We start from the raw sequence: 25613 nt of genomic DNA, 5'->3' as shown, positions 1-25613 counted from the left end.
GACAGGGGCCCGCAGGGACGGCGCGACGGATCACAGCGTGGACCCTCCCTGGCCATCGGCGCCGTCCGGCCCTGGCGAGCCGCACGCGCGCTCAGCAGGCCGATCCGGCGGGTGGGACGGTCAGCGGACGGGCAGGGTCGGATGCGGATCCCATGACGTGATGCCGATCATGCCCGCGGTGACGGCCCACCGTTCGTGGTCGCGCCAGCCGCCGTCGATGAACAGCAGTTCGGGCGAGAAGCCCTCCTTGCGGAAGCCGAGGCGCTCGACCAGCTTCAGGGAGGCGTGGTTGCCTGGCTGGATCTGGGCTTCCAACCGGTGCAGCCGCAGCTGCTCGAACGCGTAGTGCAGCACCAGGCGCAGGCCTTCGGACATGTAGCCCCTGCCCGCGGCGGGGGTGAAGGCGGCGTAGCCGAGCGAGGCGCTCTGGAGGCGTCCGCGGATGATGGAGTTGATGTTGACGAGGCCTGCGATGGCTCCGGTGCCGCGCACACAGATCAGCAGGCTCTGGGCGGTCGCGTGGTCGAATCGCCCGAGGTAGCTCTGGAACGCCTCCGGCGTGGCGGGCAGGGACATCCACGGGTGGTGCAGGTCCGCGCTGGCGCGCACCAGCTCCACGAACTCGTCCTGGTCGTGGCGGGTGAGCGGGCGCAGGGCCACGCGGGAGGAGCCTTCTCTGCCGGCCATGAACGCCTCGATCGCCGCCGCCGTCCGCGCGGTCCCTTCGTCACCGTGCCCCTCGATCATGAGATGCGACGCTATCGCGGCTCGTCGAGGGGAGGAAATCGATCAAAGCCCCAGCCGCCTCCGCGCCGCCGAGGTAAAACGCAGGCGGTCAGGCCGGTCAGCGGAGGGCGGCCGCCAGCAGGGCGTCCATCTCCCGCTGGGACGTCTCGAGCCGGCTGATCGTCTCGGTGATGCGGGCGCGCTCCTGCCGCAGGTGGGAGATCACGGTCGGGCAGGCCCGCGGCACCACCGGCTCGTCCTGGTCGTGGACGCAGTGCAGGAACGTGGCGATGACGGCGGTCGGCAGCCCGGCGGCCAGCAGGGTGCGGATGGCGCGCACCACGACGACGTCCGACTCGGCGTACTCGCGGTAGCCGTTGGCCAGCCGTACCGGGTGGAGCAGGCCCTGCTCCTCGTAGTAGCGCAGCAGCCGCCGGTTCACCCCGGTCGCCTGCACGAGATCCCCGATGCGCACGTGCCCCTCCTTCACACCGATGTGACACCTTAGCGCGCGCCGGATTCTCAGCACGGCCGCCCGAGGATTGCGGCCTTCGCGTGGCCTCGGGCGGCTCGCAGGTCACGCGGATCGCAGGAGGTGGATGCGGCGCTCCTCGGCGTCGGGGTGGATGAAGGCGAGCAGGCGGGCCGACTCCGTCTCGATCTCGTCGCGGGCCGCGGGCGGCAGGTGGCGAAGCGGGTGCACGGTCAACGTGGCGACAGCGCCCTTGCGGGACACCGTCCAGGTGGCGGCGACCGTACCGTCGACCAGGACGGTGGCCGCCACGCCGGCGCCCACGCAGACCTGGCGGCGGACCTCGTCGGGCATGACGCGGGTGCGGTCGGCGTAGGCCAGCAGTGGCGCGTCGAACTCCGGGAGGAGCCGCACAGGTGCGGGCAGGTCCTCCTGCGGCGCAGGCGCGTCAGGGAGGTCGAACAGCTCCCTGCCCGACTCGTCGGCGTGGACCCGGAGCTCGGGACGCAGCTGGTCGAACACCTCGCGCAGGCCGCCGACGCCGGACCAGGCCCGCGCGTCGGACACGGAGGCGGGCCCGAAGGCCGCCAGGTAACGGCGGACCATCTGGCGCACGTCCTCGGCCGTCGCCTGCGGCCGGATGCCGGTCCAGCCAGCGCAGGCGAAGGGCGTGGCGCCGCGGACGTTCCAGGTGCCGCTGGGAGCCGGGTGCACCAGCGGCCGCAGGTACTGCACGCTCCAGCCGAGAGCGAGAGGGTCGGCGCCCTGCCGCCGCTCGGCGAGGAGCCTGCCCAGCTCGGGCCTGGTGAGCACCCGCCCGCCCGCGAGCAACTCACCAGCCTCCGCCACGAGCGCGTCGAGGTCGATCCCCGTGGTGCGGCGTCCGAAGGCGTTGCGCTGCACCCTGCGCAGCAACGGCGCGAGCACCGGCCGGACGAGGCGGAAGTCGCGCACCGACATCACGTGCTGGGTGGCCCTCATCATCGTCGAGCGCACCAGCGACCGATCCTCGATCGCCGCTGTCAGATGCTCGATCGCGAACCCTTCGAGCCTGCTCCACAGCGCGAGGTAGGGCAGGTTGGGGTCCTGGGCGTTCAGCCCGAGCACCCGCTCGACGGCCTCGCTCACGGGCAGGTCCGCGCGACGCAGCAGCAGCTGCCGTTCCAGCGCCGCGCGGTTGAGCGCCCGCGGGCTCAGCACAGCGGCGCCTGAACGCGGCCCGCGGGCGCCCACCTCAGCCCACCTTCGCGAAGAACTCGCGGACGTCGGCGACCAGCAGGTCCGGCGCCTCCATCGACAGGAAGTGGCCGCCCGTGCCGAGCTCGGTCCAGCGCACGACGTTGTGGTCGCGCTCGGCCCAGGGGCGGACGGTCACGTCGTGGGCGGAGACGAGCACCGCGGTGGGCACCGTCCCCCTCTGAGCGGCCGCCCAGTCGCCCGCGCCCTCGCTCCAGGAGCTGGCATCCCCGGAGCCGGCATCGCCGGAGCCGCCCCCCGAGGCGGCGTCGTTCCAGCTCGCTCCGTCAGCCGAGGCGCTCCAGGCGTTGGCGGAGATCTCCTCGTAGTAGATCTGCGCCGCCGACCCCGCCGTGCCGGTCAGCCAGTACAGCGAGACGTCGGTCAGGATGCGGTCGCGGTCGACGCTGTCCTCGGGCAGCCCCTCCTCAGGGTCGGTGAGCTCCTTGAACTTCTCCACGATCCAGGCGAGCTGGCCGACGGGCGAGTCGTGCAGCCCGTAGGTCACCGTCTGGGGCCGCTTGGAGTTGCACTGCAGGTAGCCGTCGTTGAAGTTCTGCATCGACTCCCAGCGCCGCCGCTCGGCCTCGGTGAGAGCGTCCATCTCGCCCTCCGCGCCGACGGGGAAGGTGAGCATGGCGTTGAGGTGGACGCCGACGACGTGATCGGGGTCCTGCCTGCCGATCTCGGGGGCGACCCACGCGCCGGTGTCGTAGCCCTGGACGCCGTAGCGCTCGTATCCCAGCTCGGCCATCAGCCGCACCAGCAGCCCTGCCATCCTGGCCGCGCTCATGCCGGGCCCCGCCAGCGGCGTGGAGAAGCCGAACCCCGGCAGCGAGGGGATCACCAGGTGGAAGGCCGTGGCAGGGTCGCCGCCGTGCGCGCGGGGGTCCGAGAGCGCTCCGATGACGTCGAGGAAGTCCACGACCCCGCCGGGCCAGCCGTGCAGCAGCATCAGCGGCATGGCGTCGGGCTCGGGCGAGCGCACGTGCAGGAAGTGGATGTTCTGCCCGTCGATGGTGGTGAGGTACTGCGGGTGCTCGTTGAGTGTCGCCTCGTGCGCCCGCCAGTCGTAGCCGGTGCGCCAGTACTCGGCGAGCTCCTTCAGGTAGCCCACCGGCACACCCCTGCTCCAGCCAACTCCCGGCAGCTCCTCCGGCCAGCGGGTGTTGGCCAGCCTGGCGCGCAGATCGTCGAGCTGCGCCTGCGGGATGTCCATACGGAAGGGCCTGATGCCCTGCGGGTTCGTCATACCGACGACGCTAGGACCCGCTTAGGAAAGATTCGGTCCTAAGCGTCCGGCAGACTGGCGGACATGCTCGAGACCTCCGCACGCCTGCTCAGGCTGCTGTCGCTGCTGCAGACCCATCGCGACTGGTCGGGCGGCGAGCTCGCGGAGCGGCTCGGAGTCACCTCACGCACGGTCCGCCGCGACGTGGAGCGGCTGCGCGAGCTCGGCTACCCGGTGCACGCCACCCAGGGGAGCGCCGGCTACCGGCTCGGGGCGGGCGCGGCGCTGCCGCCCCTGCTGCTGGACGACGAGGAGGCCGTCGCCGTGGCGGTCGGCCTGCGCTCGGCGGCGGGCGGCTCGGTGGCCGGGATCGAGGAGACCTCCCTGCGGGCGCTGACCAAGCTCGAGCAGGTGCTGCCCTCGCGGCTGCGGCACCGGGTCAACACGCTGCACACGGCGACCGTCAGGGTCGGCGCCACAGGGCCGGCGGTGAGCCCCGACACTCTGATGACGATCGCCGACGCCTGCCGCCGCCACGAAGGACTGCGCTTCGACTACGCCAGCCCTCGCGGCGGCGTCACCACCCGCTCGGTGGAGCCGCACAGCCTCGTCAGCTTCGGCCGGCACTGGTACCTGGTCGCCTGGGACACCGACCGCGACGACTGGCGCACCTTCAGGGTGGACAGGCTGACCCCCCGCACCCCGTACGGCCCGCGGTTCGCGCCGAGGCAGCCGCCCGACGGCGACGTCGCGACCTACCTGTCGCACCAGCTGTCGTCGCGGACGTGGCCGTGCCAGGCGACCGTGACCCTGCACGAGTCCGCCGAGGCGGTCGCCGACAGGATCTGGCCCGGCATGGGCGTGGTCGAGGCGGTCGACGAGCACAACTGCCTGTTCCATGTCGGCGCCGACACCCCTTCCGCGCTGGTGTGGATGATCACCTCGGTGGACGCCGACTTCACCCTCGTCAGCGGACCGCCCGAGCTCGCCGAGGCTCTCCGCGCCCAGGCCGCGCGGTGCCTGCGTGCCGTGCGGCCGACATAGCGAGCCGACAATGCACCGATAACCCTTTCCACGGCGCGCCGACTTTCAGGCGAGGACCGATATGCGCCACTCCCCCTGCCGCCGAGGGGAGGGCTGCCGGACGGAATTCCGGTCAGCCGTTGTCGGGTCAATCGCATGTCCGAAGCTGGACCCACCGGGCCCGCAGGCCATAACCCGTAGTCAGGATCCAGTCAAGGCCGCGAATTATACTTTTTCGTACTTCTCTATAGATATTGCGAAATATAGTTCTAATGCGATCCGGAAAGTTCGATTACTACATTTATGACCCTTGAAAGGACGTGCAGTAAGTCTAATATCGGGGTTTGTGTCCCATGATCCATCGGACCTGCCCGATAGGCAGGTCTGGCCGCCCGGCCACTCCGATGACACAGCCATGACCGCGCCCACACCCCCGATGGCCAGGCACAGATCGCAGCCTCAGCCGCCGGAGTCCGAGTGGGAGCCCGAGCGGCTGTCGTCCGGCCCGTGGCGGCTGATCATCGGTGCGGGGACCGTATTCGTCGTGCTGGCCGCGGTGGGGATCGGGCTCGGCGCGATTCGATCTTCGAGGGAGCCTTCACCGGGGGTGGCCGTTCCCATGGCCACCGCGTCGGCGGCGGATCCCGATCGAGGATCGGCACGGGCCGGGTCGACCGGTCAGCCGGTCGACCCGGCCACGTCGGCCGCTCCGTCGCGAGGGGACGGGGCGAAGCCGGCGGTCACGGCCGCCGAGGCCAAGCGGGTGCACGACCGCTTCCAGCACGAGCTGTCGGCGGCCCAGCTCAAGCTGGACCACAAGGCCGTCGACGCGCTCGAACAGGGGCTCGCGCTGGAGATGACCAAGGCGAGCTTCGAGACCGCCAGGCTGCGGAAGAGCGAGGTCCCCGCGGGGATCTGGCCGGGCACCAAGGTGTGGGTGCCGCGCCGTACGGCGGAGGCGGGCGAATGGTTCGTGGCCGCCATGCACGAGCCGGGCGTCGCGCGCGTGACCGACCTGATGGTGAGGACCGGCAAGGGATGGCGGCTCGCGGTCTCGACCGCCGACACCCGCGACCCCGCGCCTGACCTGCCGGCCATCGCCGTCGACCCCGAGGGCTACGCCACGAGCCTGGACGAGTTCACCTCCGGCCTGCGCGGCACGCCCAAACAGATCGCGCTGGCGCACCTGAGGAGCCTGGAACGAGCCACCGAGGACGGGCGGTTCGCCGAAGGGCCGTGGACGTCGACCGCGGTGAAGCTCTGGCAGCGCGAGCGCGCCCAGCTGCGTGAGGCCGGCTGGAAGCTGGAGCTGTCCTACCGGCTGACCGGCCAGGTGAGGGCGCTGAGGACCACCGACGGTGGCGCGCTGGTCTGGTACTCCGCCCGCTCCACCGAGGTGCGCACGGCCGAGCGGCCTGGCACCACGGTGACGCTGAAGGGCCCGGCCGCCGTCCGCACCGGCAACCGCTCGTTCGCCCGTACGGCGAGCGCCACCTACGGGCGGATGTACCTGGCACACGTCCCGCCGATCGGCTCGGCCGAGCCCATCAGGGTCATGGGCGACTGGACAGACGTACTGGAGAGCCACGGCACCTGACGAACCGAAGACAAGAGGAGCACCATGGCGACATCCCCACGCAGACCTTCCAGGTCAACGGTCGTCACCACAGCACTCACGATCGGCGTGTTCGGCGCCGGGGCGGGGCTGGGCAGCGTACTCCACGACCGCGCCTCCGAGCCCAGGACCGAGGTCCTGCGCCTGGCGGCGGGGACCTACCAGCTGGACGGGCAGTCCGCCACGTCGGCCTCGGGAGGGCTCACCGCCCGCTCCCTCACCGGCGCGGACGGCGGCAGCACCCTGTCGGGCGGCGCGGCGGGCCCTCCGGTGTGCCTGGCGGCCACGGTCGACTGGCTGGCGGTCCAGGCCACGGGTGAGGCGTGCGCGTCCATCCCCCTGCTGGGCAACGGGACGACGACCTCGCCGCCCCTGCTGAGACCCGGCAACCCCGCGGACCGGTCCACCCCGTCGGAGCGGCCGCAGGAACCGAAGAAGTCGGAGCGGCCCGACCCCGCGCCCAGGAGGAGCGAGGCGCCGCAGCCCACGCGGATGAACGAGCCGCGACAGCCCGCTCCTCGCCCTCCCGCGCAGGACACCCCCGCCTCGACGAGGAGGAGCGAGCCCGACAGGGAACGCAAGCCCGAGACCGGCAGGGACGACGACACGATCGAGACCGGCACGCCGAAGCTGGCCGACGCTCCCGCCACCTCCTTCCCCAAGGGCACGCTGCGGGCCGTCGAGCCCGTCCCCAGCCGTCCTCCGCTCCAACCGGTGCGCCCCCGTCCCGCCGACGAGAGCCGGTCGGGCCAGAGCGGCCAGGACCGGGCCAGAGCGACGGGGAGCCCGCCCACCGCGAGCTCACCGGTCCAGCGCCCTCCCAGCCAGAGCCCGCCGCGCCGGCCCAGCCAGAGCCCTCCCGATCAGCCGCGTCAGAATCCTCCGGACCAGCCGCGCAGGAACCCGCCGGACCTGCCCCGCCAGAACCCTCCGGACCAGCCGCGTCAGAGCCAGCCCGGCCAGAGGCCGACGGTCAGGCCGCCTGACCAGGCCCCCACGGCTCGTCCTCCTGGCGGCACCCCCACTCTCCGGCCCCCCGACGACCGCCAGTGCCTGCTGACGGGGCCCGACGGCAGCGCGCTGCGGCCGGCCGTCCGCGAAGGGATCGCCCCCGGCTGCGAGGACCCCGCGCAGACCGCGCTGCCCACGGCCAGGCCCGCCCCGCCGACCCTGAAGAGCCCTCCGCCCGCCAGGTCGACGCAGCCCTCGGCGAGGGCCAGCACCAGGGTCAGCGTCAAGCCCAGGGCCACGCCCTCACAGCCGTCCATGCCGACCTCGCTGCGGCCCGCCGCCACCGGCAGGCCCACCCAGCCGCGGGGCACGGCCGCCGCCACCTCGGGGCCGCGCGCCCCCCAAGGCACCACCCTGCGCCCGGCCACCGCCGAGGGCGAGAGCCTGCCGATCTTCCAGGACCCCGAGCTGATGCGGCGCGCCGAAGAGGCGCTCGGCCTCGACGGCACCAGGACCTACACCGACGCCAACGGCGAATGGGACCTCACCATCGCCCCACCGGGCACCCCCGAGTGCCGCGACTACAGCAAGCAGCAGCTCCAGGCGATGGGCGTCTCGGCCGCCTCGCCCGCCAACCTGCCACGCGACTCCTGCATGTGGCCCGCGTTCATCCGGTGGCTGTACGCCGACCCGGCCGACGGCGAGGTGAGCAACTGGACCAAGTTCACCGGTCTGCCCGACCGGAACCTACAGCTCGTGGTGGTCGATCCCACCAGGGGTAGCGCCCCTTCGACGGAGAGCTCGCCGGGCGTCGTCGAGCCGGACCCGGGGCCATGAGCTCCCTTCACGACATGGGAAGCGCCATCCTCGGACCTGACAGAGCGGCGGCATGGGTGCGCGAGCACGGCGGCCACCTCATGGACTACGCCGTCCACCGGCTGGGCGAGGCCGCCGCGCCCGCCGCGGTCGCCGCCGCGCTCGGCGCGTCGAACTGGCAGGCCGTGCCGGAGAGCGTCTCCGAGCGCGGCCTGCTGATCGCGGCGCTGCGCCGCGTCTGCCTGGCCGATCCCGCCTGCCGCGACGGCTACCACCCGGGGACGGGGGCGGGCCTGCCCGACGCCGAGCTCATGGAGCGGGCGTGGGCGGTGGTCGACCCGCTCGGCGTGGAGGCGCTGCTGCTGCTGTTCCGTCACGAGCTGACCCTGGCCGACCTGTCGTACGCGCTGGGCCTGCAGGAGGCGGAGGCGCACCGGCTGGTCACCAGGACGCAGGACCTCATCGAGACGCTGGTGAGCGGGCTCGACGCGCTCTCGCGCGGCAGGCCCACCTGTGAGGTGCTGCCCCCTCTGGCGGCGGCGGCCTTCCCCGACGGGTCCGCCTCCGCGCGCTCGGATCTGCTCACGCACATGATCGAGTGTTCGGCCTGCAACCGGCCCTTCAACATCCACTACACCGTTCCCCAGATGATCGACCAGGTGCCGGTGGCCCCGCTGAGCCTCGCGCGCAGGGAGCAGGTGCTGAGCCTGCTGCCCTCCGCGCCCGACCCCGCTCCCCCCGTGGTCCCCCGCCAGGCCGCCCCCGCCGACTCGGAAGGACGGCCCGCCGGGCAGGACCTCGACGTGCGACCCCCCGCCATCCCGACCCCCGGCCAGGACACCCCGCTGTTCAACGCGCTGGCCTCCAGGGTGTGGGCCCGTGAGGTCCTCTCCCCCACCGACCAGGCGACCAGCCCGCCGCCCGGCCGGCCCGCGCGGGAGGAGCCGGCCGAGGCAGTCTCGCCGCCGCCCGAGCCGAGGCCCAAGTCCCGGCTGCCCGAGGCGCTGGCCGCTGCGGGCGCACGCACCCGCCGTACGGCCGTCAAGGTCGCCATCATGCTCGTCGCCGGTACGGCAGGCATGATCACCGGCCTGCAGGTCCTCGGCCCCTCGCCGGAGTCTCCCCCCGAGACCACGTTCACCCCCTCGGCGGGCGACGACGCCCTCGCGGGCCGGCTGACGCTTCCCCCCTCGATCGCGCTGGACGACTTCGGCAGGGGCACGATCACGCTGAACGTCCCCGGCGAGCCGGTGAGCTGGCGGATCACCGCGCCGGGGCTGGCCGTCACCCCGTCCACGGGCACCTCGGGCGACGGTGACCCCGCCGTCATCCGGGTGCGGGCGCTGCGCTTTCGCCACTGGTGCGGAGACCCGTCACCGACGGAGGTCGTGCTGACCGTCCAGGGCCCCTCCGACTCGCTCACCACCCGCATCCGATGGAAGACCTGCTGACCCCTTGCGAAAGGACCCCTTGCCATGACGGAGACCCCTTCCAGGCTGCAGAAGCCGGCGACCTCGCCCGAGCAGTTCGACCAGTCCATCCCGCTCACCGCCGAGCGCCTGCTGACCAACAGGCGGCCCGAGCCCTCCTCCGGATGGCGGCGCCTGGTCTGGCAGCTGTCGGGCCACAGGTACCTGCCCCCCGAGTCGTCGGCCGAGGTGGAGCGGCGCAAGTTGATCGCCCAGGCGCAGACGCCCGTGGCCAGCGGCCATCACAGGATCGCGGTCATGAGCCTGAAGGGCGGCGTGGGCAAGACCACCACCACGGCGGCGCTCGGCAACACGCTCGCCTCGTTGAGGGGCGACAGGGTCATCGCCATCGACGCCAACCCCGACAGGGGGACGCTGGGCCTGAAGGTCAAGTCCGAGACCGCCGCGACGATCCGCACGCTGCTGGCCGAGGCCGAGCACATCGTCAGGTACGCCGACGCCCGCGCCTTCACCTCCCAGTCGCCCGCGCGGCTGGAGGTGCTCGCCTCCGACACCGACCCCGCCGTGAGCGAGGCGTTCGCCGCCGACGACTACCGCACCGTGGCAGGGCTGATCGAGCGCTACTACTCCATCTGCATCACCGACTGCGGCACCGGGCTGCTGCACGGCGCCATGGGCGCGACGCTGGACATGGCCGACCAGATCGTGCTGGTCAGCCTGGTCGCGGTGGACGGCGCCAACTCGGCGGCCGCCACGCTCGACTGGCTCACCGCGCACGGCCACGCCGACCTGGTGAAGAACGCCATCGTGGTGCTGAACGCCGTCGAGGAGCGCTGCGACGTCGACGTGGACCTGCTGGAGCAGCACTTCAGCGCCAGGTGCAGGACCGTGATCCGCGTGCCGTACGACCCGCACCTGAAGGAGGGCGCCGAGGTGGACCTGCTGCGGCTGCGGCCCACCACCGCGGGCGCGTACCTGCGCCTCGCCGCCGCGGCGGGGCAGGCCTTCAGCCTGCGCTCCGATCGGGGTCACTAGTGTCGCCTGTGATGGAGGACCCGGCCCTGCGCTGGGACCTCGGCCCGGTACGGCGCCGCCACCGCCTGCGCCGCGTGGCGATCGTGGTGGTCGCGGTGCTCGCGGTCGCCGTCGCCGCCTGGATCCTGCGACCAGGCTCGGACGCCGGCCCCGTCACGCTCGCCCAGCCCGCGGGGCATCACGGCGAGGCCGGCTTCCCCGTCGGCTTCCCGCACACCGAGCTGGGCGCCGCCTCGGCCGCCGCCGCCACTCTGGAGGCCGCGTGGACGCTCGACGACGTCCAGGCGATGGCCGCCGCCGAGCTGTACGCGGCGCCCGAGCAGCGGGCGGCGGCCCGTGAGGGCGCCGTCAGCGCGACCAAGGGCTGGCGGCGCACGCTCGGCCTGCCCGAGGAGGGCTCCCTGCCCGCCGGCGCGGCCATGAGGTCGAGCACGATCGGCATCCGCTGGCAGGAGCGGGCCAAGGACCAGATCCTCGTCTCCGTCCTCGTCCAGGTGTCGGCGACCAAGGGCGACGCGGGCCCGCTGTACTCCAGTCCCTACGCCATGAACCTGCTCATGACCTGGCACCCCACCCTGCGCGGCGGGGACTGGGTCAACACCCCCGACACCAGGCCCGTCGCCGCGCCACCCGCGGCCGCTCCGGGCACCCCCCAGTTCACCGCGGCCGGCTGGCGGCCCATCGCCCACACCGATCCCGCCGAGTGAAGTCCAGGAGACACCACCTCATGACCCCACGCCGTCCCTCCCGGCCCCTCTCCCTCGCCTCGGGCCTGCTGCTGGTATGCGTGTCCGTGGTGGGCGGAGGCGCGCTCGCCCAGCCGTGGATCTCCCATGCCGACGTCGAGCCCTCCTTACCCGAGGGGGGTCCTGTCGCGACACACGAACCCGCCCCCGCGCCGGCTCCCGAGCCGCCACAGGAACCGCGGCCCACCGAGGAGCCGACAGCCGAGCCCGCTCCCGAGCCCACGTCCGAACCGACGACGGAGCCGACGACAGAGCCCACCACGGCTCCGACGGACGAGGACCCCGCGCCGAAAGAGCCCGCGCCCGAGGAGCCCGCGCCCACCACCTCCGCCTCCAGCACCCCCGAGCCCACCGCCTCCCCGAAGAAGAGCCCTTCGCAGCCGCCCGCGAGCAAGAAGCCTCCAGCTAGCGCGAGGCCCGCGCCCAAGCCCGACCCCAAGCCGGTGCCCTCGGAGGAGCCGAAACCCAGCGAGAAGCCGACCGCCTCGCACGCCGCGAAACTGGAGATCCCCAAGCTCAAACCCATCAAGATCGTCATCCCCAAGGGCAGGAGCACGCCCAAGAGCAGCCCGACGGCCGGCGCCCCCGCCAAACCCGCCCCCACCGCCAGCGCGGCGCCCAAGAGCACGCCCGCCAGCCCGCCCGCGCCCAGGAGCACCGCTCAGCCGAGCGCCAGGCCGACCACCGCCGTCAAGCAGCCACCGGCCGTCTCCCAGCCCGCCAAGCCGTCCGCACCCGCCAGGGCTCCAGAACCCGCCAAGGCCTCAACGCCCCCCAGGGCATCGGTTCCCGCCACACCGCCCCCCACGGCGCCCGCCAGGCGGCCCGCCGACGTGCCCACCGAAGCGCCCGCCACTGTGCCTTCCGCTGTGCCTTCCGCTGTGCCTTCCGCTGTGCCTTCCGCTGTGCCCACCGCTGTGCCCACCGCTGTGCCTTCCACTGTGCCCACCGCGGGGCCCGCGCCCGCCCAGGCGTCGGTTCCCGCACGGGAGCCGACGCTGCCGCCGTCCGCGCCCGTGAACGCCGATCCCGGCGTGACCGCGCCCGACAGGGGACCCGCCCCCGGCTCGGGACAGGGCAAGGACATCTCCGACGCCCGCGTGCTCGCGCTCAACCCGCTCAACGCCCTCGGCACCAGGACCGTCCTGCCGCTGCCCGCGCTCGCCGCGCCCTACGCCCCCTCCACGGGGAACTCCTGCCTCACCATGAACAGCGCCACGTGCTGGGGAACCTCCTCCTCGGTGGCGCAGCCCAGGTGGGCCTTCGTCCCGCCCGCTCCCGCCCAGCCGTTCGCGGCCCCTCCGTCGGCGGCCCCCGCCGACACCCCCGCAGCAGCCCCCGCGGCATCCCCCGCCGCTCAGTCGCGGACCGGCACCGGCGCGTCGCGGGCGACCACCCCTGTTCAGGCAGGGCTCATGCCTACGATGTGCTGGGTATTCGGGCCCGCGGCCGGTTGTGCCAGGGCGGAGGAGGGTGCCCCATGATGTCCAGAACGCGTTCGCGCATCGCCGTCGTCGGGCTGGTGGCGGTGCTGTGCTCCAGCACGCCCGGCTTCGTCGGCGTCGCGACGGCCGCGCCGTGCGCGCAACTCGACGACCAGCGAGGGTGGGGCCAGCCCGTGTGGTGTGCGGAGTTCGACGACTTCCTCGATCCGAACGAGTGGGCCGTCTACGACTCGCCAGGCCACGCCGGCAACGGCCGCCGCTCACCGGGCCAGCTCTTCCTCGGCGACGGCGCCCTGTTCCTGTACGGCACCCCCGACGGCACCACCGCCGGCCTTGCCGCCAGGTACACGCAGCAGTACGGGCGGTGGGAGACGCGCATCCGCCTCTATCCGGGCGCGGGCTCCTACCACCCCGTCGCGCTGCTGTGGCCGGCCGGCGGCGGCGGAGGCGTGAAGCCGAACGGCGGCGAGGAGATCGACTTCCTGGAAGTGATCGACGACCCCGAACGGCAGCGGCCGAACTTCTTCATGCACTCGCCGCAGGGCAGGCAGGAGGCGCACGCGAGCCTGGACATGACCACCTGGCACACCTACGCGGTGGAGACCTCTCCCGAGGGCGTGGTCGGCTACATCGACGGCCAGGAGTGGTTCAGGTCCGACATCGCCGTCACGACGCCGATGTCGGCCTGCCTCCAGCTCGACTGGTTCCCCGGCGAGGGCAGCGAGGGCGAGGCGTGGATGGAGGTCGACTGGCTGCGCATCTACGCCCTGACCTGATGCCAAAACTTACCATGTGGTAGGAAATGGGGGTCAGCTCATTTCGTCACGCAGGGAGCGCCATGTCGCCGACCCCTCCGCTCGTCCCCTACCCTCAGCGGATCATCCCCGTAGCGGCCCCTCTCCGGCTGGAGGGCCGGCCGCGTATCGGAGTGTCCTCCGTCGACCTGCTCGAGCTCGGTGAGGTCGTGGCCGGGCTGCTCGCCCTGCTGCACGACGTGAAGCCGACGGTCCAGGTCGCCGGCCAGGCCGACCTGCTCCTCGTCCTCGACCACGAGGACAGGGGCTTCGAGGGCCTGGTCATGCCCCGCGGCCTCGACCCGCTGGACCAGGAGGCCGAGACGCGCGAATGCTACGAGCTGGCGATCGGCGAGAGGTCGGCCACGGTGACGGCCTCCTCGGCCGAGGGGCTGTTCCGTGGCGCGACGACCTTCGCGCAGCTGCTGACACGACAGGAGCCGGGGCTCGTGGCCCCCGGCGTGCGCGTCCTCGACGGGCCCGCCCTGCGCTGGCGCGGGCTGTCCCTGGACGTGGTGCGCAGGTTCTTCCCCGTCGACCAGGTCAAGAAGGTCGTCGACCTGCTGGCGCTGTACAAGTTCAACGTGCTGCACCTGCACCTCACCGACAGCCAGGCCTGGCGGCTGGAGATCTCCGGCAGGCCCGGGCTCACGGATCCGCGCAACTGGCCGGGCGACGAGGGCTCGCGCAACGGCGAAGGCAGGCAGTTCTACACCCACGACGACTTCCGGGAGATCGTCGCCTACGCGGCGGCCCGCTTCGTCACCGTGGTGCCCGAGATCGACATGCCAGGTCACACCCAGGCGGCCGTCCGCGCCTACCCCGAACTGGCGGGCGCCGACGAGCCCGCGCACCCGCTGCTGCGCCACCTCGATCCCAGGGCCGAGGCGACGGACGGCTTCGTGGCGGACGTGCTCGGCGAGGTGGCCGCGCTCACCCCTGGCCCGTTCCTGCACATCGGCGGCGACGAGGCGTTCGGGATGCCGCCGGAGCTGTACGCGCAGTTCGTCGCCAGGTCGCTCGAGCTGGCCAGGGCCACGGGCAAGCGGGTGGTCGCCTGGCAGGAGGCGGCCCGATCCCTCGCCCTTCAACCCGAGGACGTGGCGCAGTGCTGGGTCGGCGAAGGCGACGCGTTCGACCCCGAGGCCGCCAGGAAGAGCGCTCCCGCCGAGTACCACCCGCTCATCGACATCGTGGCCGGCTCCTTCGAGCACGCCTCCCGTGACACCCCTCAGGCGGTCGCCGCCGGCGCGTACGTGCTCGCCTCGCCGAGCAGCGTGTTCTACCTCGACCGCCGCTACGCCGAGGAGTCCACGCGAGCCGACCAGAACGAGCGCCGCACCAGGGTGGGCATGGCCTCCTACACGCCGCGCACCTGCGAGGAGCTGTTCGGCTGGCGGCCGTCCGAGCTGGCCGAGATCCCCGCGGGGGCGCGGCTGGCGGGGGTGGAGGCGGCGATCTGGTGCGAGAGCGTCACCTCCTTCGACGACCTGGCGTTCCTGCTGCTGCCGAGACTGCCGGGCATCGCGGAGAAGGCGTGGACGCCCCAGGCCACGGAGTGGGCGCACTACCGGGACAGGGTGGGCGCCCACGGTCCGTGGTGGGATCGGCTGGGCTGGGAGGGCTACTACCGCTCGGCGGTCCTGTTCGGCCCGCCGTACTCCAGCTCGAAGGCCTGACGGCGGGCGCGCTGTTCGGCGACGTCGGCCACCGGAGCCGCCAGCAGCAGCCCCCTGGTGTAGGGGTGTCGAGGCTGGGTGGTGACGGTGGCCGCCTGGCCGCTCTCGACGATCTCGCCCCGATGGATGACCGCGACGCGGTGGCTCACGAAGCGCACCACGGCCAGGTCGTGGGAGACGAACAGGTAGGCGACCCCCGTCTGCTCCTGGATCTCCAGCAGGAGGTCCAGGACGGTCTTCTGGGTGGTGAGGTCGAGCGCCGAGACCGGTTCGTCGCACACGATCAGCTTGGGGTCGATCGCCAGCGCGCGGGCGATCGCCACCCGCTGGCGCTGCCCGCCGGAGAACTCCCTCGGCAGTCGCCCGGCGGCGTCGGCGGGCAGGTGCACCCTGTCGAGCAGCCTGCCGACCCTCAACCTGGCCTCACGGGAGCCGATCCCCTGTCCGAGGAGCGGCTCCGAGAGCGTGTCGCCGATCGTCCTGGACGGATTCAGCGAGGTGTAGGGGTCCTGGAAGATGACCTGGAGGTCGCGGGCGAGCTGGCGCCTGCGCCTGGCCTTGACCCGGTCGAGGCGTTCGCCGCCGAAGGTGATGGCGCCCGACTGGACAGGCACCAGCCCGAGGATCGCCCTGCCGATCGTGGTCTTGCCCGATCCGGACTCGCCGACCAGTCCGAGGGTCTCGCCGGGAGCGATGTCCAGGCTCACCCCTCGCAGCACCTCGACCCGACGGGCGCCCCACCCCTTCCCGGGGAAGGAGACCCGCAGGTCCTCGACCGTGAGCAGGGCGTTCACCGAAGACCTACAGTGCTGAGGCCCCGTCCTTCGGGGCCCGGAGGAAACGTGGAACCGCGGGGCACTTGTGTCTCCCTGTTTTGTCTGTGACGGTCGATAATCTGATCGGCATGTCCCGCTACCGTCTCCAACCGACGCCTGCCCAGGAGCAGATGTTGGCTGAGCATTGTGGGCACGCCCGATTCGTGTGGAACCTGGCCGTAGAGCAGCACCGGCACTGGAAGCCCGGTCGCACGAGCGCGCCGGGGTTCGCCGAGCAGTGCCGTCAGCTGACAGAGGCACGTGCGGAGTCCGCGTGGCTGCGCGCCGGATCCGTGACCGTCCAGCAGCAGGCACTCAAAGACTTCGCCCAGGCAATGGCCAACTACTTCGGCCAAAGCCACCGCAAACCGACGTGGCGCAAGCGCGGGCAGAACGAAGGCTTCCGCATCGTCGCGGTCAGACCCGGAGATGTGCGGCGCCTTTCCCGCAAGGTGGGCGAGGTGAAGATCCCAAAGGTGGGGTGGGTACGGTTTTGTTGGTCCCGCTCCGTCCCTCATGGCGCGAAGTCGCACCGGGTCACGCGAGATGCGGCCGGGCGCTGGCATGTGGCTTTCGCCGCCATTCCGGAGCCGATCCCCGCCCCAGGCACGGGTGAGGTGGTGGGTATAGACCGTGGTGTCGCCGTGTCGGCGGCGCTGTCGACCGGCGAGCTGCTTACTGCGCCCACCCTGCGCCAGGCGGAGCAGGAACGGCTTGCGCGCCTTCTGCGGAAGCTGTCCAGGGCCAAGCGCGGATCGAACCGCCGAGTGAAGGTCAAGCTGGCGGTCGCCCGGCTGAAGGCCCGCGAGAGCGACCGGCGCAAAGACTGGATCGAGAAGGCCACCACGGACCTGGCCCGGCGTTTCGACGTGATCGCCGTCGAAAATCTCAATATTTCCAGCATGACCAGGTCTGCCAGAGGCACCCTGCAGGCGCCCGGCCGGAATATCGCGGCCAAGGCGGGCTTGAACCGGGGCATCCTGGCGGCCGGCTGGGGCCGACTCGTGGAACGTCTGGAGCACAAGGCACCCGGACGGGTCGTGAAGATCAACCCTGCATACACGAGCCAGCGCTGCTCGGCATGCGGGATCGTGGATGCGAAGGCGCGCGAGAGCCAAGCCGCCTTTCGGTGCCGATCCTGCGGATACGCCGCCAACGCCGACGTGAACGCGGCCAGGAACATACGCGATACCGCCGCAGGGCATGCGGTGGCTGCGCGGGGACGCTCCGGACTGCCGGGGCGGACGAACCGCGAACCTCACCCTGACCCCCTCTCAGTGTAGGAACGGGCTGGAATCTCCCGCCTTGCAGTGGGAGAGGATGTCAATTGACCTCCAAGGGCAGGACCGCGCTGAGGAGTTCGCGCGTGTAGGGGTCCCTCGGCGTGCTCAGGACCTGCTCGGCCGTGCCGCGCTCGACGATGCGGCCCTCCCGCATCACCGCCACCCTGTCGCACAGGTCGGCGACCACGCCGAGGTTGTGGGTGACCAGCAGGACTCCGAGGTCGTTGTCGCGCTGCAGCCTGCGCAGCAGACCGAGGACCTCCGCCTGGACCCTGACGTCGAGCGCGGTGGTGGGCTCGTCGGCGATGAGGAGCTTCGGCTCGCAGGACATGGCCCCCGCGATGAGGACGCGCTGCGCCATGCCGCCCGAGATCTCGTGCGGGTAGGAGTCGAAGGTCCGCCTGGGGTCGGTGATCTCGACCAGGCGCAGCAGGTCGAGGGCCCGCCTGGTCGCCTCCGCCCTGCGCAGGCCGAGCTTGTAGCGGATGGGCTCGACGAGCTGGCTGCCGATCGTGAAGGCGGGGTCGAGGTTGCTCATCGGTTCCTGCGGAACGTACGCGACGAGTGTGCCTCTGAGCGCGCGGTGCGCGCGTTCGGGCAGGCCGACGATCTCCTGGCCCTCGATGGAGATGCTGCCGCGGGAGACGCGGCCCTTCTCCGGGAGGATGCCGAGGATGGAGAAGGCGGTCTGCGTCTTGCCCGAGCCGGACTCTCCGACCAGGCCGACGATCTCTCCCGCCCGCACGTCGAGGTCGACGCCGCGCACCACCTCGCCGGTCCCCGGATAGGCGACGGCCAGATCGCGCACGGACAGCAGGTGGGCGCGCTCCCCCGCCTCCACCGCAGCCGGCTTCGACGTCGCGCGGGCGTCGGGGGCGGTGCGTGACGCCGAGGGCGCCGTGGCGCGGTCTTCGAGCACGTCGCGAAGGGCGGCGGCCAGCAGGACCAGCGCGCCGCTGGTCAGGCCGAGGGCGAGACCGGGCCACAGCATCAGCAGCGGGGCGCGCTGGATGTTCTTGAACGCCTCGTTGAGCATGGCGCCCCAGGTTGGTGAGTCGCCGCTGCCGATGCCGAGGAACTCGAGCCCCGCCTGCAGGCTGATGGCGATCCCCGCGACGAGCGCCACCTGGATGATGATCGGGGCGCGCACGACGATGAGGATGTGGCGGGAGACGATGCGCGTGTCGCTGAGGCCCGAGACCTTGGCGGCGTCGACGTAGAGCTCTCTTCGCACGTTGGCGACGATGCCGCGCACGAGCCTGAAGAAGCTGGGCGCCACGAGGAAGCCGAGGACGACCATGAGGACCCACACGGTGGAGCCCAGGATGGCGCGCGAGGCCAGCAGCACCACCATCGCGGGCAGCGCCATCACCAGGTTGACGACCCAGCTGGCCGCCGAGTCGAACCAGCCGCCGTAGTATCCCGCGAGCAGGCCGCTCGGCACGCCCAGCACCAGGGCCACCGCGAGGGCGATCACCGCGCCGCCGAGCGTGTTGCGCCCGCCGTACAGGAGTCTGGCCAGGATGTCGCGGCCCGCGGAGTCGAAGCCGAGTGGATGTCCCGCGGCGGGGCCCTCGAAGGCGAGCCGCAGGCTCGACAGGCCGGGCGGCTGCGGGCTGAGCACGGGGGCCAGCAGCACGGCCAGCACCACCGCGGCCAGCAGGAGCGCCGAGATCAGCCCCAGCGGGTGCCTGAGCAGCCTCATGCGATCCTCGCCTTCGGGTTGAGCCAGCCGATCAGGATGTCCACGACCAGGTTGATCAGGATCACGCCGATCACGGTGAACATGACCAGCGCCATGATGATCGGGACGTCGCCCCGGGTGGTGTAGGTGACGGTCATGCTGCCGACGCCGGGCAGCCCGAAGATCTGCTCTACGAGGACGGCGCCGCCGAGCAGGCCGACGAACTGCATGCCGAGCACGGCCAGCGCGGGGGCCGAGGCGTTGCGGACGACGTGGACGAAGACGATCCGCCACGGCGGCAGGCCCCTCGCGCGCAGGGTGCGCACGTAGTCCTGCCGCATGACGTCGATCACCGACCCTCTGACCTGCTGTGCGACCCCGGCGATGGAGCCGATCGACAGCGAGATGACGGGAAGCGTCACGGTGGAGAGCCAGCCGGTGAAGGACTGGCTCGGCCCCATGTAGCCGATGGCGGGGAACCAGTTCAGCCGTACGGCGAAGACCAGGACGATGACCAGCGTGACGAGGAAGCCGGGCAGGGCGTAGCCCAGCACGGCGAAGACCTGCACGAACCTGTCGACCGCGCCGCGCCGCACGCCTGCCCACACGCCGAGCAGGAACGACAGCACGGCGGTGACGAGAGTGACGCCGATCATCAGGCTGAGGGTGACGGGCAGCCGGTTGGCGATCGCCCTGAGCACGTTCTCGCTGGTGAACCAGGACGTGCCGAAGTCGCCTCGCACGGCGGCGCCCAGCCAGTCCAGGTACTGCACCAGGGCGGGGCGGTCCAGGCCGAGCGCCGCGTTCTTGGCGTCGACGAGGTCCTGGGCCGCGCCATGGCCGAGCAGCTGCCGGCCCACGTCGATGTGCGGGATCGACAGCAGGGTGTAGGAGAGCAGGGAGATCACGAACAGCAGGGCCACCCCCGCCGCGATCCTGCGAAGGATGAAGCTCAGCATGATCAGGCGGCGGGCGCGTAGTTGTAGATGGAGGGCACGGCCATGCCGTCCTGGGGGGTGATGCTCACGCTGCCGTCGGAGACGTGCAGGTAGGTCATCCGGTAGAAGGGCAGGAACCAGCCGTCCTTGACCAGGTGCTCGTTGAGCGCCTGGAGGTCCGCCTTCGCCTCGGCGGCCGGCTTGCTCTGGATCTTGGGCAGCAGGCTCTTCACGGTGGCGTCGGTGTAGCCGAACATGTTGAACGCGCCGGGCAGCACCAGTTCGCCGACGACGACCCAGTCTGTCGAGGCCTGGCCCATGTTCATGACCATGCCGGAGAAGGCGCGGTCCCTGAAGATGCGCTGGACGGCCGAGCCCTGGTCGACGTCGTCCCAGACCAGCTTCACGCCGACGGCGGCGAGGTCGGTCTGCAGCGAGGCGGCCAGCGCCTCGGAGACGATCGCGGGGATGCGCGGCAGCTTGAGGGTGAAGCCATCGGCGTGGCCGGCCTCCTTGAGCAGTTCGCGCGCCTTGTTCTGGTCGTAGGTGTAGTAGGTGTCGAGTTCGGGCTTGTAGGCGGCGGTGGTGGGGCCGAAGACCTGACTGGTGACCGTTCCGCGGCCCTGGCGGATCTTGGCCAGCATCGTCTGGCGGTCGATGGCGTGGTTGAGCGCCTGTCGCACGCGGGGGTCGCGCAGCTCGGGGGTGACCGCGCCGGCCCTGTCGAAGAGCAGGATGCCCTGGAAGTCGAAGTCCTGCTTGGTCGTCTTGACGTTCGGGTGGCCCTCGACGCTGATCTGCTGGTCGGCTTCCTGGATGAGGGCGGCGTTGACCTGCCCGGTCTTGACGCCGTTCACGATCGCGGTCTCGTTGTCGAAGTAGCTGATGGCGACCGTGTCATAGGGCAGCTTGCCGCCCCAGTAGCCGGCCGCGCGGTTGAACACCCATTTGGTCCCGATGACGGTCTGGCTCGGGTCCAGCTCGTAGGGTCCTGTGCCGTTGGGCTTGGTCTTCAGCGCCTCGCCCTTGGTGAAGTCCGCGGGGTTGGCCATCAGGCCCGCCGCGTCGCTCAGGTAGTAGAGCATCGCGGAGTTGGGCTGGGAGAGCCGAAGAGTCACGTGCGTGTCGTCGACCACCTCGATGGCCTTGACGTCGTTGAGCGTCTTGGCCTGGGCGCCGCCGCCCTTGCGGAAGCGCTCCATGTTCGCCTTCACGGCCTGCGCGTTGAAGGGGGTGCCGTCGTCGAACTTGACGTCGGAGCGCAGGGTGAGGGCGAGTTCGGTCTGGTCGTCGCTGTACTTCCACTCCGAGGCGAGCATCGGGCTGTAGCGCCCGTCGGGCTCGCGCTTCACGAGAGTGTCGTAGACGGCCTGGAAGAACGGCATGGCGCTGCCGTTGGCGTCGTTGGGGTCGAGGCTCTGCGGCAGGGTCATCGTCGCGATGGTCAGGGTCCTCGAACCCTCGCCCGGCGCCTGGCCGTCGGCGCCCGAGCAGCCCGCGAGCACGGTGGCCGCGGTAAGGAGGGCGATTAGCGCGGGGGATCTGTTCATGACGCTCACTCCGTCTCGGATTTTCGGCGAGCATACATGCAAAACTAACCACGTGGTAGATTTAGTGTGAGCCGCGCTAGTCTCGCCCTCAACAGGCATTCGGATCGCAGAAAGGCTGGTCGGTGAACGCACCGATTCCCCGTCAAGGGACCAAGGGCGAGCGCACCCGCTCACGCATCCTCGACTCAGCCATGGAGCTGTTCTCGCGCTCGGGCTTCTACGCCGTCTCCCTGCGCGACATCGCCGCGCACGCGGGCATGACCCATGCGGGGCTGCTCCACCACTTCCCCGGCAAGGACGACCTGCTCATCCAGGTGCTCGCCCGCCGCGAGCAGGTCGCCGCGGAGCAGGCGCTGTCGTCGGACTCCGACCTCGCGCCCGAGGAACTCCTCTCCCGCCACCTCGACCAGATCACCCTGAACATGGGGACACCAGGTCTGGTCGGGCTGTTCGTGAAGGTCTCGGGCGAGGCGAGCGACCCCGCCCATCCCGCGCACGACTACTTCGTCCAGCGTTACCGGCGCCTGCGCAAACGGACGGCATGGCTGATGTCCGTCCTGTTCGACCGCGCCACGCCGCCGATCAAGCACGACCCCGACGCCGTCGCCCAGCAGCTCCTCGCCCTGGTGGACGGCCTGCAGACCCAGTGGCTGCTGGATCCGGAGCAGGTCGACATGCGGGCCTCCGTCGTCGCCTTTCTCACCCAGCTCGGATTGGAATTGGAACCGGATGACCGACCTCACCCTTGAGGAGAAGGCCTCGCTCACCTCTGGGAGCGACACCTGGCACACCACGCCCATCGGCGAGGCGGTGCCCGCCCTCACCCTGTCCGACGGACCGCACGGGCTGCGCCGCCAGGCCGAGCGGGGCGACGCCCTCGGGCTCGGCAACAGCGTGCCCGCCACCTGTTTCCCTCCGGCCGTCGCGCTCGGCTCCTCGTGGGACGCCCACCTGGCCCACCGGGTGGGCGCGGCGCTGGCCCGCGAGGCGTGCGCGCTCGGTGTGGACGTCGTGCTCGGTCCCGGCGTGAACATCAAGCGCTCGCCGCTGTGCGGACGCAACTTCGAGTACTTCTCCGAGGACCCCCACCTCACCGGCGTGATGGGCGCGGCCGTCGTCACCGGCATCCAGAGCCTGGGCGTCGGGGCGTGCGTCAAGCACTTCGCGGTCAACAACCAGGAGACCGACCGCATGCGCGTCAGCGCGGACGTCGACGAGCAGAGCCTGCGGGAGATCTACCTGCCCGCCTTCGAGCGGATCGTGCGCGAGGCCAAGCCGTACACGGTGATGTGCTCCTACAACCGCATCAACGGGGTGCACGCGAGCCAGAACCGGTGGCTGCTGACCGAGGTGCTGCGCGAGGAGTGGGGCTTCGACGGGCTGGTGATGTCGGACTGGGGCGCGGTCAACGACCGCGTCGCGGCGCTCGAGGCGGGCCTGGACCTGGAGATGCCCCCGACGGGGACCGACGAGGAGATCGTCGAGGCGGTGCGCTCGGGCCGCCTGCCCGAGGCGGTGCTCGATCTGGCCGCGGGCCGCCTGCTCGAGCTCGTACGGCGGGTCGAGGGCAGAGCCTCGTTCGAAGGGTGGGACCTCGACGCCCACCACGAGCTCGCCCGCGAAGCGGCTCGGGCCTCGGCCGTCCTGCTGAAGAACGACGGCGACGTGCTGCCCCTGCGGCAGGGTCAGCGGGTCGCCGTCGTGGGAGAGCTCGCCCGCACCCCGCGCTACCAGGGCGGCGGCAGCTCCCACGTGGTGCCCACGCGCCTGGACAACGCATGGGAGGCGCTGGGACGGCCGGCCTTCGCCGCGGGATACCGGCTGGACGGGCAGCCCGACGCCGGCCTCTCGCGCGAGGCGGTGGCCGCCGCGTCCGAGGCCGACGTGACGCTGGTCTTCCTCGGCCTGCCCGAGGCCGCCGAGTCGGAGGGCTTCGACCGCACCACCATCGAGCTGCCCGCCGTCCAGGTCGCTCTCCTGCGGGAGGTGGCCGAGGTCTGCCCGAAGATCGTGGTCGTGCTGGCCAACGGCGGCGTCGTCTCGGTGGCCGAGTGGCAGGAGCACGCCTCGGCGATCCTGGAGGGCTGGCTGCTCGGCCAGGCGGGCGGCTCGGCCCTCGCCGACCTGCTGACGGGGGCGCACAGCCCGTCGGGGCGTCTCACCGAGACGATTCCCAACCGCCTCGCCGACGTCCCCTCGCACCTGCACTTCCCCGGCGGCGACGGGCACGTCCGTTACGGCGAGGGCCGCTACGTCGGCTACCGGCACTACGACACGCTGGACGCCGACGTCGCCTACCCCTTCGGCCACGGGCTGACCTACTCGCGTTTCACCTACTCCGACCTCGACGCCCGGGAGACGGGCAGCGACGAGTGGAGCGTCGAGGTCACCGTCACCAACACGGGCGAGCGCTTCGCGCACGAGGTCGTCCAGCTCTACGTGGCCTTCGACGAGGAGCGCCCCTCGCGCCCGCGCCACGAGCTGCGCGGCTTCGCCAAGGTGGGGCTCGAGCCAGGAGACAGCGAGCGGGTCCGCTTCGCCCTCACCGGCAGGGACATCGCCCAGTGGTCGGTCAGCCGCAAGGGATGGCGGATCGACGCGGGCGCCTTCACGGTGGAGGTCGGCGCCTCCTCCCGCGACATCCGCCTGCGCGCCGAGCTGACCAGCGGGGGCGACGGCTACGCGGCCCCGCTGGACCGCATGTCGACGCTGGGCGAATGGCTGGCCCACCCCGAGGGCAGCCGGGCGCTGAAGCAGCTGCTCCAGGGCGCGCCCGGCCTCGACCGCACCGATCCCGCCCTGCTCAGGCTGGCGATGGGCATCCCGCTGGCCAAGTTCGCCACCTTCGGGATCGGTCTCACCTCCGAGGTGGTGGACGGGCTCGTCGCCGCCGTCCGCGGGGACGGCTAGTCCAGCCGTCCCGAGCGGGCGATCTCGCCCAGCCAGCGCGCGCTCGGCTTGAGCGTGCGCTGGAAGGTCTCCCTGTCCACCGACACCAGCCCGAAGGTGGGCTCGTAGGAGCCCCACTCGTAGTTGTCCAGCAGCGACCAGTGCAGGTAGCCGCGCACGTCGGCGCCCTCGGCCATCGCCTCGTGCAGCCCGGCCAGGGCGCCGCGGGTGTACTCGACGCGTTCGGCGTCGCGCGCCGTGGCGATGCCGTTCTCCGTCACGAGGATCGGCACGCCTGGCAGCCTGGCCGCGGTGTAGCGCACGGCGTCGCCCAGCGCCGCGGGGTGGAACTCCCAGCCCGTGAGCGTACGGCGGGCCTCGTCCGGCACGGGCAGCGCGCCGTCCTTGCCGATGATGACCCTGGTGTAGGCCTGCACGCCGACGAAGTCGTCGTCCTTGGCCACCTCCAGGAACTGGTCCTCGCGAGGCCGGGCCCACGCGTCGCGTTCGGCGACGGCTCCCTCGGCCGCCTCGAAGTTCTGGCTGGCGATCGTCCAGCCCGACCTCAGCCCCGCGAGCTCCTCGCGGGCGGCCAGGTGGGCGGCGGCCAGAGCCTCGGCCGTCCGCTGGTCGGGCGGCGGCATGGCGCCGGCGACGCCCTCGGTGCGCTCCTTGTCCCTCATCAGGTTCGCCATCATCGCCAGCAGGTTCGGCTCGTTGATGGTGCACACCCACTCGACGCCGCCGAGGATCGGCAGCACCGCGCGCACGTAGCGGCGGAAGCGTCCGACCGCCTCGCCCGACAGCCAGCCGCCGTCCTGCTGGAACCACAGCGGGCTGGTGAAATGGTGCAGCGTCACCACCGGAGTGAGGCCGCGCTCCAGGCAGCCCTCGATCACCCGGCGGTAGTGCGCCAGCGCCGCGTTCGAGAAACGCCCCTCCGCCGGCTCGATCCGCGCCCACTCGAGGCTGAACCTGTAGGAGTTGAGGCCCAGCTCCCGCACGATGTCGAGGTCCTCGGGCCAGCGGTGGTAGCTGTCGCAGGCGTCCCCGCTGCGGTCGGCGAAGAACGTGCCGGGACGGTTCTCCAGGGCCCACAGGTCGCTGGCGACGTTGTTGCCCTCGGTCTGGTGAGCGCTTCCCGCCGCCCCCCACAGGAACCCCTTCGGGAATGAGCGTTCCATCCCGCCTGCCCTTCTGTCTCACAGTATGACGCGCAAAATCTACCACGTGGTTAGTTTTGGGAGATCGCGTG

At 71.8% G+C, this 25613-nt stretch carries 21 protein-coding genes; 12 read left to right on the top strand and 9 right to left on the bottom strand.

Features of this window, described 5'->3' with window-relative positions:
• Positions 1-120: 120 nt before the first annotated feature.
• The 4 genes from FHR33_RS00490 to FHR33_RS00475 form a co-directional block, all read right to left on the bottom strand.
• Positions 121-747: a GNAT family N-acetyltransferase gene (locus FHR33_RS00490; RefSeq protein ID WP_246451542.1), complete on the bottom strand. Its 627-nt coding sequence runs from the start codon at positions 745-747 to the stop codon at positions 121-123.
• A 97-nt stretch (positions 748-844) separates the two neighbouring features.
• The gene (locus FHR33_RS00485) at positions 845-1201 is read right to left on the bottom strand and encodes a MerR family transcriptional regulator (RefSeq protein ID WP_183641921.1); all 357 of its coding nucleotides are present in this window, start codon (positions 1199-1201) and stop codon (positions 845-847) included.
• Positions 1202-1303: 102 nt separating this feature from the next.
• Positions 1304-2398, bottom strand: coding sequence for a winged helix DNA-binding domain-containing protein (locus tag FHR33_RS00480; RefSeq protein WP_183641918.1), 1095 nt, complete (start codon positions 2396-2398; stop codon positions 1304-1306).
• 34 nt (positions 2399-2432) lie between these two features.
• Positions 2433-3686 carry an epoxide hydrolase family protein gene (locus tag FHR33_RS00475; RefSeq protein WP_183641916.1) on the bottom strand — a complete coding sequence of 418 codons (1254 nt, stop codon included), beginning with the start codon at positions 3684-3686 and terminating at the stop codon, positions 2433-2435.
• A gap of 63 nt (positions 3687-3749) precedes the next feature.
• Between FHR33_RS00475 and FHR33_RS00470 the strand changes: the two genes are divergently transcribed.
• From FHR33_RS00470 to FHR33_RS00430, 9 genes are all read left to right on the top strand, one after another.
• A complete protein-coding gene (locus FHR33_RS00470) occupies positions 3750-4709 on the top strand; it encodes a helix-turn-helix transcriptional regulator (RefSeq protein ID WP_183641913.1) in 960 nt (319 codons plus the stop codon).
• Positions 4710-5103: 394 nt separating this feature from the next.
• Complete coding sequence (locus tag FHR33_RS00465; RefSeq protein WP_183641910.1) at positions 5104-6285, top strand: DUF8094 domain-containing protein; 1182 nt, start codon at positions 5104-5106, stop codon at positions 6283-6285.
• A gap of 24 nt (positions 6286-6309) precedes the next feature.
• Complete coding sequence (locus tag FHR33_RS00460) at positions 6310-8091, top strand: hypothetical protein (protein WP_183641907.1); 1782 nt, start codon at positions 6310-6312, stop codon at positions 8089-8091.
• 14 nt (positions 8092-8105) lie between these two features.
• Positions 8106-9521 (top strand): hypothetical protein, encoded by a 1416-nt coding sequence (locus tag FHR33_RS00455; protein WP_183641904.1) that lies wholly within the window; start codon positions 8106-8108, stop codon positions 9519-9521.
• A 24-nt stretch (positions 9522-9545) separates the two neighbouring features.
• Positions 9546-10535: a MinD/ParA family ATP-binding protein gene (locus tag FHR33_RS00450; RefSeq protein ID WP_183641902.1), complete on the top strand. Its 990-nt coding sequence runs from the start codon at positions 9546-9548 to the stop codon at positions 10533-10535.
• Between the two features lie 11 nt (positions 10536-10546).
• Positions 10547-11242 (top strand): hypothetical protein, encoded by a 696-nt coding sequence (locus FHR33_RS00445; RefSeq protein ID WP_183641899.1) that lies wholly within the window; start codon positions 10547-10549, stop codon positions 11240-11242.
• A gap of 20 nt (positions 11243-11262) precedes the next feature.
• Positions 11263-12765, top strand: coding sequence for a hypothetical protein (locus tag FHR33_RS00440; RefSeq protein ID WP_183641896.1), 1503 nt, complete (start codon positions 11263-11265; stop codon positions 12763-12765).
• Positions 12762-13502 carry a glycoside hydrolase family 16 protein gene (locus FHR33_RS00435; RefSeq protein ID WP_183641893.1) on the top strand — a complete coding sequence of 247 codons (741 nt, stop codon included), beginning with the start codon at positions 12762-12764 and terminating at the stop codon, positions 13500-13502. The genes FHR33_RS00440 and FHR33_RS00435 overlap by 4 nt, the downstream gene beginning before the upstream one ends.
• Positions 13503-13564: 62 nt before the next feature.
• Complete coding sequence (locus tag FHR33_RS00430) at positions 13565-15199, top strand: family 20 glycosylhydrolase (RefSeq protein ID WP_183641891.1); 1635 nt, start codon at positions 13565-13567, stop codon at positions 15197-15199.
• Here the strand turns inward: FHR33_RS00430 and FHR33_RS00425 are convergent.
• A complete protein-coding gene (locus FHR33_RS00425) occupies positions 15148-15993 on the bottom strand; it encodes an ATP-binding cassette domain-containing protein (RefSeq protein WP_183641888.1) in 846 nt (281 codons plus the stop codon). The genes FHR33_RS00430 and FHR33_RS00425 overlap by 52 nt on opposite strands.
• Positions 15994-16079: 86 nt before the next feature.
• Here FHR33_RS00425 and FHR33_RS00420 point away from each other — a divergent pair, with 86 nt between their 5' ends.
• Positions 16080-17297, top strand: coding sequence for an RNA-guided endonuclease InsQ/TnpB family protein (locus tag FHR33_RS00420; RefSeq protein WP_221240847.1), 1218 nt, complete (start codon positions 16080-16082; stop codon positions 17295-17297).
• 40 nt (positions 17298-17337) lie between these two features.
• Here the strand turns inward: FHR33_RS00420 and FHR33_RS00415 are convergent, their stop codons facing one another.
• The 3 genes from FHR33_RS00415 to FHR33_RS00405 are packed head-to-tail and all read right to left on the bottom strand — an operon-like array spanning position 17338 to position 21469.
• Entirely contained in the window at positions 17338-19002 is a 1665-nt protein-coding gene (locus FHR33_RS00415) for a dipeptide/oligopeptide/nickel ABC transporter permease/ATP-binding protein (RefSeq protein WP_183641885.1), read from the bottom strand.
• Positions 18999-19940 carry an ABC transporter permease gene (locus FHR33_RS00410; protein ID WP_183641882.1) on the bottom strand — a complete coding sequence of 314 codons (942 nt, stop codon included), beginning with the start codon at positions 19938-19940 and terminating at the stop codon, positions 18999-19001. Before FHR33_RS00410 ends, FHR33_RS00415 begins: the two co-directional genes overlap by 4 nt.
• Positions 19941-19942: 2 nt before the next feature.
• Entirely contained in the window at positions 19943-21469 is a 1527-nt protein-coding gene (locus FHR33_RS00405; RefSeq protein WP_183641879.1) for an ABC transporter substrate-binding protein, read from the bottom strand.
• 122 nt (positions 21470-21591) lie between these two features.
• Between FHR33_RS00405 and FHR33_RS52345 the strand changes: the two genes are divergently transcribed.
• Positions 21592-22218 carry a TetR/AcrR family transcriptional regulator gene (locus FHR33_RS52345; RefSeq protein ID WP_312895291.1) on the top strand — a complete coding sequence of 209 codons (627 nt, stop codon included), beginning with the start codon at positions 21592-21594 and terminating at the stop codon, positions 22216-22218.
• A complete protein-coding gene (locus FHR33_RS00395) occupies positions 22199-24379 on the top strand; it encodes a glycoside hydrolase family 3 C-terminal domain-containing protein (protein ID WP_183641876.1) in 2181 nt (726 codons plus the stop codon). Before FHR33_RS52345 ends, FHR33_RS00395 begins: the two co-directional genes overlap by 20 nt.
• Here the strand turns inward: FHR33_RS00395 and FHR33_RS00390 are convergent.
• A complete protein-coding gene (locus FHR33_RS00390; protein WP_183641874.1) occupies positions 24376-25542 on the bottom strand; it encodes a glycoside hydrolase family 1 protein in 1167 nt (388 codons plus the stop codon). The genes FHR33_RS00395 and FHR33_RS00390 overlap by 4 nt on opposite strands.
• Between the last annotated feature and the right edge of the window lie 71 nt (positions 25543-25613).

Source organism: Nonomuraea dietziae (genome assembly GCF_014195505.1).
Classification (GTDB): domain Bacteria; phylum Actinomycetota; class Actinomycetes; order Streptosporangiales; family Streptosporangiaceae; genus Nonomuraea; species Nonomuraea roseola.
This window is presented reverse-complemented; position numbering and strand designations above follow the sequence as displayed.

What these genes read in the sequence shown, in the direction of transcription:
- FHR33_RS00445 (WP_183641899.1), top strand. Translation starts at nt 10,547, where the DNA reads ATGGAGGACCCGGCCCTGCGCTGGGACCTCGGCCCGGTACGGCGCCGC.
- FHR33_RS00455 (WP_183641904.1), top strand. Translation starts at nt 8,106, where the DNA reads ATGGGAAGCGCCATCCTCGGACCTGACAGAGCGGCGGCATGGGTGCGC.
- FHR33_RS00470 (WP_183641913.1), top strand. Translation starts at nt 3,750, where the DNA reads ATGCTCGAGACCTCCGCACGCCTGCTCAGGCTGCTGTCGCTGCTGCAG.
- FHR33_RS00410 (WP_183641882.1), bottom strand. Translation starts at nt 19,940, where the DNA reads ATGCTGAGCTTCATCCTTCGCAGGATCGCGGCGGGGGTGGCCCTGCTG.
- FHR33_RS00395 (WP_183641876.1), top strand. Translation starts at nt 22,199, where the DNA reads ATGACCGACCTCACCCTTGAGGAGAAGGCCTCGCTCACCTCTGGGAGC.
- FHR33_RS00415 (WP_183641885.1), bottom strand. Translation starts at nt 19,002, where the DNA reads ATGAGGCTGCTCAGGCACCCGCTGGGGCTGATCTCGGCGCTCCTGCTG.
- FHR33_RS00450 (WP_183641902.1), top strand. Translation starts at nt 9,546, where the DNA reads ATGACGGAGACCCCTTCCAGGCTGCAGAAGCCGGCGACCTCGCCCGAG.
- FHR33_RS00475 (WP_183641916.1), bottom strand. Translation starts at nt 3,686, where the DNA reads ATGACGAACCCGCAGGGCATCAGGCCCTTCCGTATGGACATCCCGCAG.
- FHR33_RS00460 (WP_183641907.1), top strand. Translation starts at nt 6,310, where the DNA reads ATGGCGACATCCCCACGCAGACCTTCCAGGTCAACGGTCGTCACCACA.
- FHR33_RS00405 (WP_183641879.1), bottom strand. Translation starts at nt 21,469, where the DNA reads ATGAACAGATCCCCCGCGCTAATCGCCCTCCTTACCGCGGCCACCGTG.
- FHR33_RS00435 (WP_183641893.1), top strand. Translation starts at nt 12,762, where the DNA reads ATGATGTCCAGAACGCGTTCGCGCATCGCCGTCGTCGGGCTGGTGGCG.
- FHR33_RS00430 (WP_183641891.1), top strand. Translation starts at nt 13,565, where the DNA reads ATGTCGCCGACCCCTCCGCTCGTCCCCTACCCTCAGCGGATCATCCCC.
- FHR33_RS00465 (WP_183641910.1), top strand. Translation starts at nt 5,104, where the DNA reads ATGACCGCGCCCACACCCCCGATGGCCAGGCACAGATCGCAGCCTCAG.
- FHR33_RS00390 (WP_183641874.1), bottom strand. Translation starts at nt 25,542, where the DNA reads ATGGAACGCTCATTCCCGAAGGGGTTCCTGTGGGGGGCGGCGGGAAGC.
- FHR33_RS00490 (WP_246451542.1), bottom strand. Translation starts at nt 747, where the DNA reads ATGATCGAGGGGCACGGTGACGAAGGGACCGCGCGGACGGCGGCGGCG.
- FHR33_RS00440 (WP_183641896.1), top strand. Translation starts at nt 11,263, where the DNA reads ATGACCCCACGCCGTCCCTCCCGGCCCCTCTCCCTCGCCTCGGGCCTG.